The organism is Hephaestia caeni (genome assembly GCF_003550065.1).
Classification (GTDB): Bacteria; Pseudomonadota; Alphaproteobacteria; order Sphingomonadales; family Sphingomonadaceae; genus Sphingomonas; species Sphingomonas caeni_A.
On record NZ_QXDC01000006.1, the window covers coordinates 79,590 to 92,491 of the forward strand.

Genomic DNA, 12,902 nt, shown 5'->3' on the forward strand with positions numbered 1-12,902 from the left:
GGTGCCGCAGCCGATTCAGCCTAGCTGAATCCGACTCTCGCCCGTTGCGCGGGTGCCTTTGCCCCCCTATCTCGATGCCACCGTTTTTCGCCGAAAGGGAAGCCGCACATGACCACCTTCGACGATCGCGAGCGCGCGTTCGAAGCCAAGTATAGCCGCGACGAGGAGATGGCGTTCCGCATGACCGCGCGCCGCAACAAGCTCGTCGGCCAATGGGCGGCCGAGAAGATGAAGCTGACGGCCGAGGAAACCGACGCCTATGCGCGCGCCGTGGTCCATGCCGATTTCGAGGAAGCGGGCGACGACGACGTCGTGCGCAAGCTCGTCGGCGATTTGACCGCCGCGGGTATCGAGATCGACGATGCGGATGTCCGCGCCGTGATCGAGGAAAAGATGGTCGAGGCGCGCCGCCAGCTCATGACGGAGTTGTGATCGCATGGCGATGCAGGCCGACGAGATCGAGGCGCTGATCCGCGGTGCCATCCCCGATGCGCAGATCGAGATCACCGATCTTGCCGGCGACGGCGACCATTATGCCGCCCGCGTGGTGAGCGAGAGTTTCCGTGGCAAGCCACGGGTGATGCAGCAGCGCGCGGTCTATGCCGCGCTTGGCGGGCGCATGGGCGGCGAGCTTCACGCGCTCCAGCTCACCACCGGCATACCCGAATGAAGGAGTGACGACGATGACCGACGATGTGCAGGCCCGGATCGACGAGAAGGTGAAGGGCAGCGACGTGCTGCTGTTCATGAAGGGCAGCCCGCTGTTCCCGCAATGCGGCTTTTCGAGCCGCGCGGTGGCGATCCTCCAGCACCTCGGCGCCGAATTCGACAGCGTGGACGTGCTCCAGGATCAGGGCATCCGGCAGGGCATCAAGGCCTATTCGGATTGGCCGACGATCCCGCAGCTCTACGTCCACGGTGAGTTCGTCGGCGGATCGGACATCATGATGGAGATGTACGAATCGGGCGAGCTTGCCGATCTGCTCCAGGCCAAGACCGGCACCGAGGCCGGCTGAGCCCCTCGCGGGGGCGCTGCGCGCGGCGGAATCAGCACCTATCTGCGCGAGACGCGCGACCATATCCTCAGGCGCGTGCTGCATCGGTTCGATGGCGTGGTGCGATCGGCGGTGGCCGGGTGAGGGTGGGCCGGCGCGAGATCGGAGGAGCAGCCGGCCCACCCTGCTGAAGCGTCAAGACGCTCGGGGTGCCTGCAACGTTGCAGCGTCCGTGCCAGATCGGCGACGGTACGCTTTCACGCGGTAGACGAAGGTTAACGGCGGGATCGCGGAGCGCGCGGGTGTAAACCATGCCGACACCGATCCCACGGTCGCGGGCCGCCGCCCGGCGGTGATCCACGCCTGTTCGAAACCCGTGCTTGAAATCCGGCATTGACTACACCCGTAATCGATGCGATTACACGTGTAGTCGAAGGAGAGTGCCGGTGGCCGATCGTATCAGTGATGCCGAACATGCCGTGATGGAGGTGCTGTGGGAGGAAAGCCCGCTCACCGCGCAGGACGTGGCCGAGCGGATCGCGCCCGAGCGCGCCTGGAGTGCCAACACCGTCAAGACGTTGCTCGGACGCCTCCTCGCCAAGCAGGCGATCGGGCATGAGGCCGATGGCCGGCGGTACCTCTATCGCCCGCTGATCGCGCGCGATGGCTATGTCGCCGGCGAATCGCGGCGGCTGATGGATCGGCTGTTCGGTGGCCGGCTGGCGCCGCTGGTCGCACATCTCGCCGAGCGCGACGCGCTGACCGACGACGATATCGCCGAGATCGAGGCGCTGCTGAAGGACCTCAAGCAGTGAGTACCGGCCCGCTGATCGCCTGGGGCGTCGAGACGCTGATCGCGATGACGCTGCTGATGCTGCTCGTGCTCGCGCTGCGCGGCGCCGTTCGGCGTCAGTTCGGATCGCAGGTGGCCTATGCCTTATGGGCGTTGCCCGCGCTACGGCTGCTGCTGCCGCCGCTGCCGTCCGACTGGCGCGCGGCCGCCGCGGCGCCGATCGCCCGCGCCAGCGAGACGATCACGATGGTGGTCGTGCAGCCGCTCGGCCTCGCCCCGACCGGTGCGGCGCAGACGCCGCTGGGGCTGGCGCTGGTCGCGCTGTGGGGTGCGGGCGCGGCGGGGTTCTTCTGCTGGCATCTGGTCGCGCATGCCCGCTTCTGCCGCCGTATGCTCGCGGGCCGCGTGCGCGAGGCGGTGGCGGACGACGGCATCCGCGTCGTCGAGACCGATGCCGCGACCGGCCCGCTCGCCTTCGGGGTGCTGCGCAAATACATCGCCTTTCCGCGCGACTTCGCCGAACGCTACGACGAGGACGAGCGCGATCTCGCATTGGCGCACGAACGCGGCCACCACGCGCGTGGCGATCTGATCGCCAATTGGGCGGCGCTGCTGGTGCTCGCGGTCCACTGGTTCAATCCGATCGCCTGGCGCGCTTTCCGTGCCTTCCGCGCCGATCAGGAAATGGCGAACGACGCGCGCGTCCTCGCGGGCAAGAGCGCGACCTTCCGCCACGTCTATGCCTGCGCGATCGTCAAGGCCGCGCATGGCGGCGCGGTATCGGCGGCGTGTCATCTGCACACGATCAACGACCTCAAGGGGAGACTGAAGATGCTGTCGACCAGGAAAACCTCGCGTGCGCGACTGGCCAGCGGGATCGCCGCGGTGGCGCTGGTCACCGCGACGGGGCTCGGCGTCACGGCCTCGGGCACGCAAGCCGCCGAGACGATCCGCACCCGCGTGAGCCGGACGATCGGCGTGGATCTGCCCAACAGCGGCGCGGTGTGGACGATCGCCCCGTTCGGCGCGGCGTCAGCCGGTGCCGGTTCGGGCGATGTGCAGGACACGGCGCTGCCGCTACCCCCGGCGCCGCCCGAAACCGTGCCGCCGTCGGCCGCGCCCGCCGCCCCGCCCGCGGTTCCCGCACCGCCGGCACCGCCCGCGACCGCGACGTGGAGCTGGACGAGTGCCGATCAGGATGCGGTCGCCGGCGACGTGCGCACGATGAAGCGGGTCCAGGTGATCAAGGACGGCAAGGTCGTGACCGACAACATCATGGCCGACATGCCCGAGATCAGCTCGCGCAACTGCACGATCACCGACAAGAACGACGATCTTGTCATCCACGACGATTCGGGCAAGCGCCCCAAGATCATCATCTGCACCGATCGGATCGAAAAGGTGAGCGCGGATGCCGCGAGGGTCGCGGCGAACAGCGCCCGGATCGAGCGCGACGCCTACCGCTCCGCGCTCGACGGGCTGCGCAAGGCGCGCAGCAGCATGGCGGACAATGCCAGGCTCTCCGCCGCCGATCGCAGCGAGGCGCTCGCCGCGATCGACGAATCGATCCGCGAGATCCAACACGATATGGACAAGACCGGCACCGACAATTGAACGACGGGAGGGGAGGGCAGGGCAGGGCCGGCACCCGTGACAGCGGGGCCGGCCCTTTGCGTTTGATCCACTATCGTGGAAGCGGGCCGGTGCCGCACCCGATTCAGCTCCGCTGAATCCGACGCCAGCACGCCGCCGCCCTTGCCAACCTCGCCGCCAGCCGCCATCTCGAAGGGCATGGACGTACCCCCGACCGGCGAACGCATCGCGCTCGACCCCTTGGTGGCGCGGGTGCTGGCGCCCAATCCGTCGCCCTACACCTATACCGGCACCCAGACGCATCTGGTCGGCACGCGCGATCTCGCGGTGATCGATCCGGGGCCGGACGATCCCGCGCACCTCGATGCCCTGATCCGCGCGATCGACGGCCGGCCGGTGACCGCGATCGTCGTCACCCACACCCACCGCGATCACAGCCCCCTGTCGCGGGCGTTGAAGGCGGCGACAGGGGCGCCGATCGTCGGCTGTACCGCGCTCGCGCTCGACGATCTCGGCCCGCGCGCGGACGCCGCGTTCGATCGCGATTACGCGCCCGATCGCGTGCTCGCCGATGGCGACCGCGTCGAGGGCGACGGCTGGACGCTGGTCGCGGTGGCGACGCCAGGCCACACTTCGAACCATCTCGCCTTCGCGCTGCCCGAAACCGGCGCGCTGTTCTCGGGCGATCATGTCATGGGCTGGTCGACCACCGTCATCGCGCCGCCCGACGGCGACATGGCGGCGTATATGGCCAGCCTGATGAAGCTCCAGCAGCGCGACGACCGCATCTATTATCCCGGGCACGGCGACGCGATCGAGAACCCCCGTCGCCTCTTGCGTGGCCTGATCGGGCACCGCAAGCAGCGCGAAGGCCAGATCCTGCGGCTGATCGGGCGCGACGGCATCGGCACCGTCCCGGCGATGGTCGAGCGGATGTATGTCGGGATCGATCCCCGATTGCGCGGCGCGGCCGAGCTTTCGGTGCGCGCGCATCTGATCGACCTCAGCGATCGCGGGCTGGTGATCGAGGAGGGCGACACGTGGCGGATGACAGCGTGAGCGAGGCGGCGCCCGGTGCCGCGCCGCCGCCGCATCGTGCGGGCGTCGGTGGCTTCCTCGTCAAGTTCGCGGGCGCGATCGCGATCCTGATCGCCGTCGCGTTCGGGCTGATGTGGGCGGCGCAATCCTATGTCGGCAAGAAATTGTCGCCCGATCCGGTGACGATCGCCAATGCCAGCCTGCAAGGATTGCAGGAACAGAACCGACTCTCCGCCTTCGCCGCGCGCTATGTCGCGGTGGTGACGTCCAGGCAGTCGCGGCTGGGGCTGACGGCGGAAAAGACGATGATCATGCCGGGCATGGTCCGCTACGAGGTCGATCTAGGCAAGCTGACCCAGCGCGACGTGACCTGGGATGCGGCCAGCAACACGCTCGCCGTGCGGCTGCCGCCGGTCGAGGCCGATCAGCCGCAGATCGATCTGGCGGCGATCCGGCAATATGGCAGCGGCGGCGTGCTGATGACGCTGACCAGCGCCGAGGCCGATCTCGACGCCGCCAACCGCAAGGAAGGGCAGGCCGAATTGCTCCGTCAGGCGAGGGCGCCCGCGATGATCAAGATCGCCCGTGACGCGACCCGGGGCGCGGTCGAGCGCAGCTTCGCGATGCCGCTGCGCGCGGCAGGGATCGACGCGCGGGTGAAGGTGACGTTCGCCGACGAGGGCAGCAGCGAGCGATGGGATACGTCGCGCTCGTTGCAGGAAGTGCTTGGGCAGGAGAAGGGTCAGCGCTGACGGCTGCTTTTGGTGGTTAGCGGACCGTCCGTCCTTTCGTCACCCCAGCAAAGGCTGGGGTCTATCTCTCCAGCAAGGCAGCGCGTTCGTTTCCGATAGAGTCATGGATGCCAGCCTTCGCTGGCATGACGGCAATGGGGCGAAAGCGCGTATCGTGTTGAGTTGATGGCGCGGCGCCGCCCGACGTCGATCCGCTCCCTTCTCCTTGATCCCGCCGCCCGCGCGCGCCACATGGCAGACAGGCAAGACGAGGATCAGCGAATGGACGCACGTGGTGGTATCGGCGGCAGTCTGGCGGGGCTCGATCTGCGCGCAGAGATCGATCGGCTGCGCAAGGAGCGCAACGCCGTTATCCTCGCGCATTATTACCAGAAGCCCGAGCTTCAGGACATCGCCGATTTCGTCGGCGACAGCCTCGATCTGTCGCGCAAGGCGGCGGCGACCGATGCCGAGGTGATCGCGTTTTGCGGTGTCCGCTTCATGGCCGAGACCGCCAAGATCCTGAGCCCGGACAAGACCGTCGTGCTCCCCGACATGGATGCCGGGTGCAGCCTGGAAGATTCGTGCCCGCCCGATCAGTTCGCGGCGTTCCGCGCGCAGCATCCGAACGCGATCGCGCTCACCTATATCAACTGCTCGGCGGCGGTGAAGGCGCTCTCCGACGTCATTGTCACCAGTTCGTCGGCGGAGAAGATCCTCTCCCAGATCCCTGCGAGCCAGCCGATCATCTTTGGCCCCGATCGCAACCTCGGCGGTTATCTCGCGCGCAAGACCGGGCGTGACCTCATCCTGTGGCCGGGCGTGTGCATCGTCCACGAGGCGTTCAGCGAGACCGAACTGTTGAAGCTGCGGGCGCAATATCCCGACGCGCCGATCGCCGCGCACCCCGAATGCCCCGCGGTGATCCTCGATCACGCCGATTTTGTCGGCTCGACGAGCGGTATCCTGGCCTATGCCAAGGAGATGCCGGGCGACACGCTGATCGTCGCGACTGAGCCGCACATCATCCACCAGATGGAAAAGGCGTTTCCCGACAAGACCTTCATCGGCGCGCCGGGGGCCGACGGCAATTGCAACTGCAATATCTGCCCGTACATGGCGCTGAACACGATGGAGAAACTCTACGTCGCGCTGCGCGATCTGGAACCGCGCATCGAGATCGAGGAAGGCCTGCGCCTGAAGGCCAAGAAGAGTCTCGACGCGATGCTCGCGATGGCCAGCGCGAGCGTCGGCATGGGCGATCTCGGCCCGGTGAAAGTGACGGGGGATTGAATTTCGTCGTCATGCCGGACTCGTTCCGGCATCCAACCATCCACGAGCGCAGGCGTTTGGGGCACGTTGGACCCCGGAACACGTCCGGGGTGACGAAGGGGCTTATTTCTCCCCACCCAGCACATCGGCGATCGCGCGGAGCACTTCGGGCTTCAATTGCACCCCCATGTGGCTCGATTGCACCTCGATGCAGCGGCCCGCGCCGTCGTCTTCGGCGTGGCAGATCATGCCGTTGACCAGCCCGTCGCTGCGGCTCCAGATCGCGGTCGCGGGGACGGAAAGCGGGGCGGCGGCCTCGGCGAGCAACGCCTGGTGGCGGGGCGAATCGACACGCTCGCCGGTCAGCCATTCGTAGGTGCGCCACAAATTGGTTGCGCGCGGGCTGCCCGCGAAGGGCGAGGCGACGGTGATCACCTCGCGCACCTGATCCGGCCAGCGCTGCGCGGCGAAGCGCGCCATGATGCCGCCCAGGCTGACGCCGACCAGCGTGACCGGCGCGCCCGTCTCCCCGGCGATCGCGGCGATGCGCGCGCCCAGCTTCTCACCGTCGGCGCCGATCGTGCGCAGCGAGAAATTGTGCCCGAGCCCCCAGCCGAAGGCGCGATAGCCCAGCGCCGACAGATAGCGTCGCATGATGAAGTTCGAGCGATCCGACACGAACAGCCCCGGCAGCGCGAGCACCGGCCGCCCGTCGCCCTCGGGCGCCGCCGCCAGCATCTCTCGCGAAAAGGCATGGCTGGTGATCGACCAGATCGCGCGCGGCAACTCGGCCGCAAGCGCGAATTTGGAAGGGGCCGCGATATCGTCGGCACGTGTCGCCATCAAAACCATCCCATCACCGTCGCGGGAAACGGAGTCCACGCGCCGACGCGTACGCCAGCGTGCCGCAGCGCCGTTCCCGTCCAGGCGTTGCATGTCATCAAAGCGTCATAGCGGCCTTTTGCTCCATAAAAAGTATCGAAATCCTGATAGCCGCGGTCGATTCGCGGGGTTTCGCCCGGCGCGGCGTCGATGCTCGCGCGGATGAAGGCGGCGAGGCGGCGGTATTCTGCGGCGCGCAGCACGATCGGGCGCACGACAGGGCTGGGCCGCGGTGCGGGCAGATATTCGACATGGACGAGCGTTTCGTCGCTCCCGATCGCGGCGTGGAGGACGGTCAGCGGGCGGACATCGGCCCAGGTGGGCGTCTCGAGGTAGAAATGCCGCTCGCCCCAGCCGAACGCGAGGTGATCGAAGCCGGCATAGCGCGGATCGCCGAAATGCGCCGGTTTCACCAGCCGCGTCCAATCGACTCCGGCCGCGCGTTTGGGCAGCACCAGATCAGTGTGGACGCCGTTGGTCTCGACATAGATGGTGATGCCCTGCGCCGGCGGGCGCCAGCCGGCATTGGCGGGGATCGCGCCGCCGATCATCCCGGCGGCCCAATAGCCCGCGATCAGCAGCACGAACGCCGTCGCCAGCCGCAACATCGCACGCTTCAAGAGGGGCCAGATCGTCATCCGCCGATATTCGCGCACCGGCGCGATTATGCTATGTCTTTTCCATGACGGGAGAAACGCACGTACTGGAGTCTCCGCCCGCGGGCGCCGCCGCGGATTGGACGATTCCGCAGGATTGGGCGCATTATACGCAGGAAGACCATCGCACCTGGGACACGCTGTTCGCGCGCCAGGCCAAGTTGCTGCCCGGCCGCGCGTCGGATGCCTATCTGCGCGGGCTGGATGTTCTCAAGCTCTCCAAGCCCGGTATCCCCGATTTCGAGGAATTATCCGAGCGCCTGATGAAGTTGACGGGCTGGCAGGTCGTCGCGGTGCCGGGGCTGGTGCCCGACGACGTGTTCTTCGACCACATGGCCAACCGCCGCTTCGTCGCGGGCAATTTCATCCGGCGACCCGACCAGCTCGATTATTTGCAGGAACCCGACGTCTTCCACGACGTGTTCGGTCATGTGCCGATGCTTGCGGACCCGGTGTTCGCCGATTATCTCGCCGCTTATGGCCGCGGCGGGCAGCGTGCGATGGGGCTGCACGCGCTCAAATATCTCGGGCGGCTCTATTGGTACACGGTCGAGTTCGGGCTGATCGAGGAAGCGGGCGCCTTGCGCATCTACGGTTCGGGCATCGTCTCGAGCTTTTCGGAAAGCCGCTTCGCGCTCGACGATCCCAGCCCCAACCGCATCGCCTTCGATCTCGCGCGGGTGATGCGCACCGAATACCGGATCGACGATTTCCAGCAGAATTATTTCGTGATTCCGAGCTTCGACGAGCTGCTGCGGGTGACGGTGGAGACCGATTTCGCGCCGCTCTACGAGGAGATGCTGGCCGAGCCCGACATTCCGATCGCGGCGATTCTGCCGGAGGATCGGGTGATCACCGAGGGCACGCAAGATTATGCGCGGAGCAGGGCGCCGGCAGTGGTGGGGTAACGAGCGTCGGCACTCGACCGCGAATATTGGAAAGATCGTCACCCCGGCCTTGAGCCGGGGTCCCGCTAACTTTCCCTTCGCTGCCGTGTTTTCGAATGGATATCAGAAGAAGCGGGACCCCGGCTCAAGGCCGGGGTAACGGGGTAGAAACAGTCGATTATCTTCGCCGTTTCCGCAGCCGCAGGATCGCCCAGTCGCCGAGGTCAAGGCGCTCGGCCAACCGATAGCCCTGCCGGCGATAGGCGCGGGCGACGGCGTTGGCCTGCGTCTTGAGCAACCCTGCGAGCACCAATTGCCCGCCCGGCGCGGCGATCGCGGCCACGTCCGCCGCCATGTCGATCAGCGGGCCGGCGAGGATGTTGGCGATGATCAGATCATAGCGCGCGCGGCGCTGGACCAGCGCGTTGGCGGTGCCGTCGGCGACCGTCAGCGCCAGCTTGCCCAGGCCGAGCCCCAGCGGAACGCCGTTGGTCTCGGCATTCTCCGCCGTCACGTCGATCGCGATTCCGTCGATGTCGGTCGCGGTCGCGTAGGCGCGCGGCCACAGGTGCATGCCGGCGAAGGCGAGCAGCCCGGTGCCGGTGCCGAGGTCGATCAGATTGTCCACCCGCGCGCCGCGCCGCCGGATGCGATCGAGCATGATCAGGCAGCCGGTGGTGGTCTCGTGATGCCCGGTGCCGAACGCCTGGCTCGCCTCGATGCGGTAGCGGCGAATGCCCGGCGCGTCGGCCACGTCGTGCGCAGAGGTGTGGACGACGAACCGACCCGCGCGCACCGGCTCCAGCCCCTGCTGGCTCAGCGTCACCCAATCGGCATCAGGCACCTTTTCCGGCTTGGCCTTGGCCGCGCTCGGCACCAGCGCGCGGATCGCGGCGATCGTCGCCTTGTCGGGCTTGCCCTCGAAATAGGCGTCGAGCCGCCAGTCCTCGGGATCGTCGGGAATGCCCTCGCTCGTCATCAGCACCGGCGGCGGCTCGAGCGCGGCCAGCGCCTCCATGTCGACCTCGATCGCCTCGGCTTCCGCCTTGGTGCAGGGCAGCGTGAGCTTCCAGCTTTCGGTTGCCGCGCCGCCGGACGCGGAACCGCTTCCCACTTCTGCTGACGGGCGCTTAGCGGACATAGCTCGCCCCGTTGATGTCGATCACCGCACCGGTCATCGACGCGGGTGCCTCGAGCGCGAGGTAGCGCGCGGCATCGGCGATCTCCGCAGGATCGGCGACGCGGCCGAGCGGGATGTCGGCGAGCAATTTGTCGCCGCCGCGGCTTTCCAGATAGTCCTCGGCCATGCCCGTCATCGTGAAGCCGGGGCAGATCGCGAAGGCAAGCACATTCTCGCGCGCGTAGGCCCGCGCGATCGTCTTGGTCATCGCGACCATGCCCGCCTTGGATGCGGCGTAATGCCAGTGCGCGGGGCTGTCGCCGCGATAGGCGGCGCGGCTGGCGATGTTGACGATGCGGCCGCCGCGCCGGGCCTCCTGCCAATGCCGCACCGCGAGCCGGCAGAGTTCGGCCGAGGCGGTGAGGTTGATCCGCATCGTCCGCTCCCAGGTCGCGACCCATGCCGCGTGCGGCTGATCGAGCGGCGCGGCCTCGAAGACACCGGCATTGTTGATGAGCACGTCGATCCGGCCATCGAGTGCGTCGAGTGCGGCGTTCCACAGCGCCTGCGGGGCGGTGGGATCGGCGAAGTCGGCGGCGATGCCGCTCGTCGTACCGTGGCCGATCAGGCGGACGTCGCCGCGCGCTGTCAGCGCCTCGGCAATCGCGGCGCCGATCCCGCGGCTCGATCCGGTGAGGAGGATGTTGGGCATCGCTGCCGCTTAGCTGTTTCGTCACCCCGGCGGAAGCTGCGATGCCCCGCGCTCCCCGTCGTCATGCCGGACTTGTTCCGGCATCCAAGCTGCAACAGGCGGCAGCGCTCGTGGAGAGTTGGACCCCGGAACACGTCCGGGGTGACGAATGTGGGGCGTCGACCGTAAGATGGCGACTGCAGGATTATGCCGCGACGCTGGCGGAGAATTGATCGGCGGCGGCGTTGAGGTTGCCCAATCGATCATCGACCTCACCGAAATCGCGCTGGAGCGTGTCAATTTCGCTCGCCACGGTTTCGGTATCCTCGCGGATGGCGGCGATGGTGTTGGACATGGAATCGGCGGCGAGGGCGGTTTCGTCGACGGCGGCGGTGATGGCGGTGACGGTCTGCGCCTGCGTTTCCATTGCCGATCGGATGCGGTTGGCCGATTCCTGGACCTCGGTGACGGTGTCGCGGATCGAGGCATTGGTCTCGACGGTGGAATGGGTGGCGGATTGGATCGCGGCGATCTTGGCGGCGATATCGTCGGTAGCGCGCGCGGTCTGGTTGGCGAGGCTTTTGACTTCCTGCGCCACGACCGCGAAGCCGCGGCCGGCATCGCCGGCGCGCGCGGCCTCGATCGTGGCGTTCAAGGCGAGGAGGTTGGTCTGCCCGGCGATGTCGCGGATCAGGCCGAGGATCGATTCGATCGATTTGGCGTGGTCGCTCAAGGTTTCGGACATGCCGACGGCGGCGCCGGCCTGATCGGAGGCGCGCGTCGCGATCTCGGCGGCGGCCTCGACTTCGGTGCGCGCATCCTCGATCGCGCGGATCAGCCCCGCCGCGGTCTGCGCCGCCTCGCGCATCGCGATCGCGGATTGCTCGGACGCGGCGGCGACTTCGCTTGCCTTGCCCAGCATCCCGCGCGCCGATGTCGCGGTGTTCTGCGCCTGCAACCGCGCGCGTGAACCCAGTTCGGCGGTCGCTTCCAGCGTGACGCCGATCGTTTCGCGGAATTCGGCCGATTGCGCATGGCGTGCCTTGCGCGCGCGTTCCTCCTCGCGCAGCCCGTAATGCTCGGCCATCACCGCGGCCTCGACCATCGCCAGCCGCTGGATGACGTCGCCCAGCCGGCAGGCATCGGCGACGCTTGGACTCGACGCGCGGATCACCTCGATCAGGCGCGTGTGGGCCGCCGAGAGCGCGGAGAGGTAAGCGTGCATCGGCACGCCGGCCTTGTGGCGGCGGCTGGCGTTGCGCAGCGCCGTCTCGATCCATTCGGTGCTCAGCGGGCGTGAATATTTCTGGCGCACATACTCCGCCGAATCGCGCCGCTGGCGCGCGCGCGCCTCGGGGCTCTTGGCGATGTTTCGCACCCGCACGTCCGGGTCGGCGAGGAACGGTTCGAGGAACGCGTCGGCGATATCCTGGCAATGGTCGGCGATCAGCGCGCTGATCTCGCCGCTCGCCGCCGCGATCGCGCCGTCGCGGTCATAGGCTTGCAACCGCTTGCGAATCGCCTCGACCGCTGCGGCGCGCTGGGTCTGCTTCTGTTTTGGATCATCCATCTCTGCTTCCCTCGTGCGCTCAGGCGGCGACCCTGGCGACGAAATCGCCCGCGCTGTGCTTGAGGCTGCCGAGCCGGCCGTCGAGCGCGTCGAAGCCCTGCCCGACATTGTCGATTTCGCTCGCCACGGTTTCGGTATCCTCGCGGATGGCGGCGATGGTGTTGGACATGGAGTCGGCGGCGAGGGCGGTTTCGTCGACGGCGGCGGTGATGGCGGTGACGGTCTGCGCCTGGGTTTCCATTGCCGATCGGATGCGGTTGGCCGATTCCTGGACCTCGGTGACGGTGTCGCGGATCGAGGCATTGGTCTCGACGGTGGAATGGGTGGCGGATTGGATCGCGGCGATCTTGGCGGCGATATCATCGGTGGCGCGCGCGGTCTGGTTGGCGAGGCTTTTGACTTCCTGGGCGACGACCGCGAAGCCGCGCCCGGCGTCACCGGCGCGCGCGGCCTCGATCGTGGCGTTCAAGGCGAGGAGGTTGGTCTGCCCGGCGATGTCGCGGATCAGGCCGAGGATCGATTCGATCGATTTGGCGTGGTCGCTCAAGGTTTCGGACATGCCGACGGCGGCGCCGGCCTGATCGGAGGCGCGCGTCGCGATCTCGGCGGCGGCCTCGACTTCGGTGCGCGCATCCTCGATCGCGCGGATCAGCCCCGCCGCGGTCTGCGCCGCT

Annotated in this window: 15 protein-coding genes; 9 read left to right on the plus strand and 6 right to left on the minus strand. The window is 67.7% G+C overall.

The window, feature by feature from the left end:
* The first annotated feature begins 108 nt into the window (after positions 1–108).
* From DFR49_RS20875 to nadA, 8 genes are all read left to right on the plus strand, one after another.
* Positions 109–432, plus strand: coding sequence for a DUF1476 domain-containing protein (locus tag DFR49_RS20875; RefSeq protein ID WP_119037612.1), 324 nt, complete (start codon positions 109–111; stop codon positions 430–432).
* Between the two features lie 4 nt (positions 433–436).
* Entirely contained in the window at positions 437–670 is a 234-nt protein-coding gene (locus DFR49_RS20880) for a BolA family protein (protein WP_119037613.1), read from the plus strand.
* A gap of 13 nt (positions 671–683) precedes the next feature.
* The gene (grxD, locus tag DFR49_RS20885) at positions 684–1,016 is read left to right on the plus strand and encodes a Grx4 family monothiol glutaredoxin (protein WP_119037745.1); all 333 of its coding nucleotides are present in this window, start codon (positions 684–686) and stop codon (positions 1,014–1,016) included.
* Positions 1,017–1,441: 425 nt separating this feature from the next.
* On the plus strand, positions 1,442–1,810 hold the full coding sequence (locus DFR49_RS20890) for a BlaI/MecI/CopY family transcriptional regulator (protein WP_119037614.1): 369 nt from the start codon (positions 1,442–1,444) through the stop codon (positions 1,808–1,810).
* Positions 1,807–3,402 carry a M56 family metallopeptidase gene (locus DFR49_RS20895; protein ID WP_245968684.1) on the plus strand — a complete coding sequence of 532 codons (1,596 nt, stop codon included), beginning with the start codon at positions 1,807–1,809 and terminating at the stop codon, positions 3,400–3,402. Before DFR49_RS20890 ends, DFR49_RS20895 begins: the two co-directional genes overlap by 4 nt.
* Before the next feature lie 177 nt (positions 3,403–3,579).
* A complete protein-coding gene (locus DFR49_RS20900) occupies positions 3,580–4,440 on the plus strand; it encodes an MBL fold metallo-hydrolase (RefSeq protein ID WP_119037615.1) in 861 nt (286 codons plus the stop codon).
* On the plus strand, positions 4,422–5,171 hold the full coding sequence (locus tag DFR49_RS20905; protein ID WP_425454972.1) for a DUF4230 domain-containing protein: 750 nt from the start codon (positions 4,422–4,424) through the stop codon (positions 5,169–5,171). The genes DFR49_RS20900 and DFR49_RS20905 overlap by 19 nt, the downstream gene beginning before the upstream one ends.
* 261 nt (positions 5,172–5,432) lie before the next feature.
* The gene (gene nadA, locus DFR49_RS20910; protein ID WP_119037616.1) at positions 5,433–6,443 is read left to right on the plus strand and encodes a quinolinate synthase NadA; all 1,011 of its coding nucleotides are present in this window, start codon (positions 5,433–5,435) and stop codon (positions 6,441–6,443) included.
* Between the two features lie 102 nt (positions 6,444–6,545).
* Here the strand turns inward: nadA and DFR49_RS20915 are convergent, their stop codons facing one another.
* Positions 6,546–7,265 carry an esterase/lipase family protein gene (locus tag DFR49_RS20915; RefSeq protein ID WP_245968685.1) on the minus strand — a complete coding sequence of 240 codons (720 nt, stop codon included), beginning with the start codon at positions 7,263–7,265 and terminating at the stop codon, positions 6,546–6,548.
* Complete coding sequence (locus DFR49_RS20920) at positions 7,265–7,942, minus strand: TIGR02117 family protein (RefSeq protein WP_245968686.1); 678 nt, start codon at positions 7,940–7,942, stop codon at positions 7,265–7,267. Before DFR49_RS20920 ends, DFR49_RS20915 begins: the two co-directional genes overlap by 1 nt.
* Before the next feature lie 44 nt (positions 7,943–7,986).
* Here DFR49_RS20920 and phhA point away from each other — a divergent pair, with 44 nt between their 5' ends.
* Positions 7,987–8,868, plus strand: a complete 882-nt coding sequence (gene phhA / locus DFR49_RS20925; RefSeq protein ID WP_119037617.1) for a phenylalanine 4-monooxygenase — start codon at positions 7,987–7,989, stop codon at positions 8,866–8,868.
* Positions 8,869–9,025: 157 nt separating this feature from the next.
* Here the strand turns inward: phhA and DFR49_RS20930 are convergent, their stop codons facing one another.
* The 4 genes from DFR49_RS20930 to DFR49_RS22340 form a co-directional block, all read right to left on the minus strand.
* A complete protein-coding gene (locus tag DFR49_RS20930; protein WP_119037618.1) occupies positions 9,026–9,988 on the minus strand; it encodes a 50S ribosomal protein L11 methyltransferase in 963 nt (320 codons plus the stop codon).
* Entirely contained in the window at positions 9,978–10,679 is a 702-nt protein-coding gene (locus DFR49_RS20935) for an SDR family NAD(P)-dependent oxidoreductase (RefSeq protein ID WP_119037619.1), read from the minus strand. Before DFR49_RS20935 ends, DFR49_RS20930 begins: the two co-directional genes overlap by 11 nt.
* Positions 10,680–10,863: 184 nt before the next feature.
* The gene (locus tag DFR49_RS20940; RefSeq protein WP_119037620.1) at positions 10,864–12,228 is read right to left on the minus strand and encodes a methyl-accepting chemotaxis protein; all 1,365 of its coding nucleotides are present in this window, start codon (positions 12,226–12,228) and stop codon (positions 10,864–10,866) included.
* Positions 12,229–12,247: 19 nt separating this feature from the next.
* A partial coding sequence (locus DFR49_RS22340; protein ID WP_281271807.1) for a methyl-accepting chemotaxis protein occupies positions 12,248–12,902 on the minus strand: 655 nt, incomplete at its 5' end.

Bases quoted from the DNA above. Each gene is read 5' to 3' on its own strand.
- DFR49_RS20920 (WP_245968686.1), bottom strand. From the start codon at position 7,942: ATGACGATCTGGCCCCTCTTGAAGCGTGCGATGTTGCGGCTGGCGACG.
- DFR49_RS20915 (WP_245968685.1), bottom strand. From the start codon at position 7,265: ATGGCGACACGTGCCGACGATATCGCGGCCCCTTCCAAATTCGCGCTT.
- DFR49_RS20875 (WP_119037612.1), top strand. From the start codon at position 109: ATGACCACCTTCGACGATCGCGAGCGCGCGTTCGAAGCCAAGTATAGC.
- DFR49_RS20935 (WP_119037619.1), bottom strand. From the start codon at position 10,679: ATGCCCAACATCCTCCTCACCGGATCGAGCCGCGGGATCGGCGCCGCG.
- phhA (WP_119037617.1), top strand. From the start codon at position 7,987: ATGACGGGAGAAACGCACGTACTGGAGTCTCCGCCCGCGGGCGCCGCC.
- DFR49_RS20940 (WP_119037620.1), bottom strand. From the start codon at position 12,228: ATGGATGATCCAAAACAGAAGCAGACCCAGCGCGCCGCAGCGGTCGAG.
- grxD (WP_119037745.1), top strand. From the start codon at position 684: ATGACCGACGATGTGCAGGCCCGGATCGACGAGAAGGTGAAGGGCAGC.
- DFR49_RS20930 (WP_119037618.1), bottom strand. From the start codon at position 9,988: ATGTCCGCTAAGCGCCCGTCAGCAGAAGTGGGAAGCGGTTCCGCGTCC.
- DFR49_RS20880 (WP_119037613.1), top strand. From the start codon at position 437: ATGGCGATGCAGGCCGACGAGATCGAGGCGCTGATCCGCGGTGCCATC.
- nadA (WP_119037616.1), top strand. From the start codon at position 5,433: ATGGACGCACGTGGTGGTATCGGCGGCAGTCTGGCGGGGCTCGATCTG.
- DFR49_RS20900 (WP_119037615.1), top strand. From the start codon at position 3,580: ATGGACGTACCCCCGACCGGCGAACGCATCGCGCTCGACCCCTTGGTG.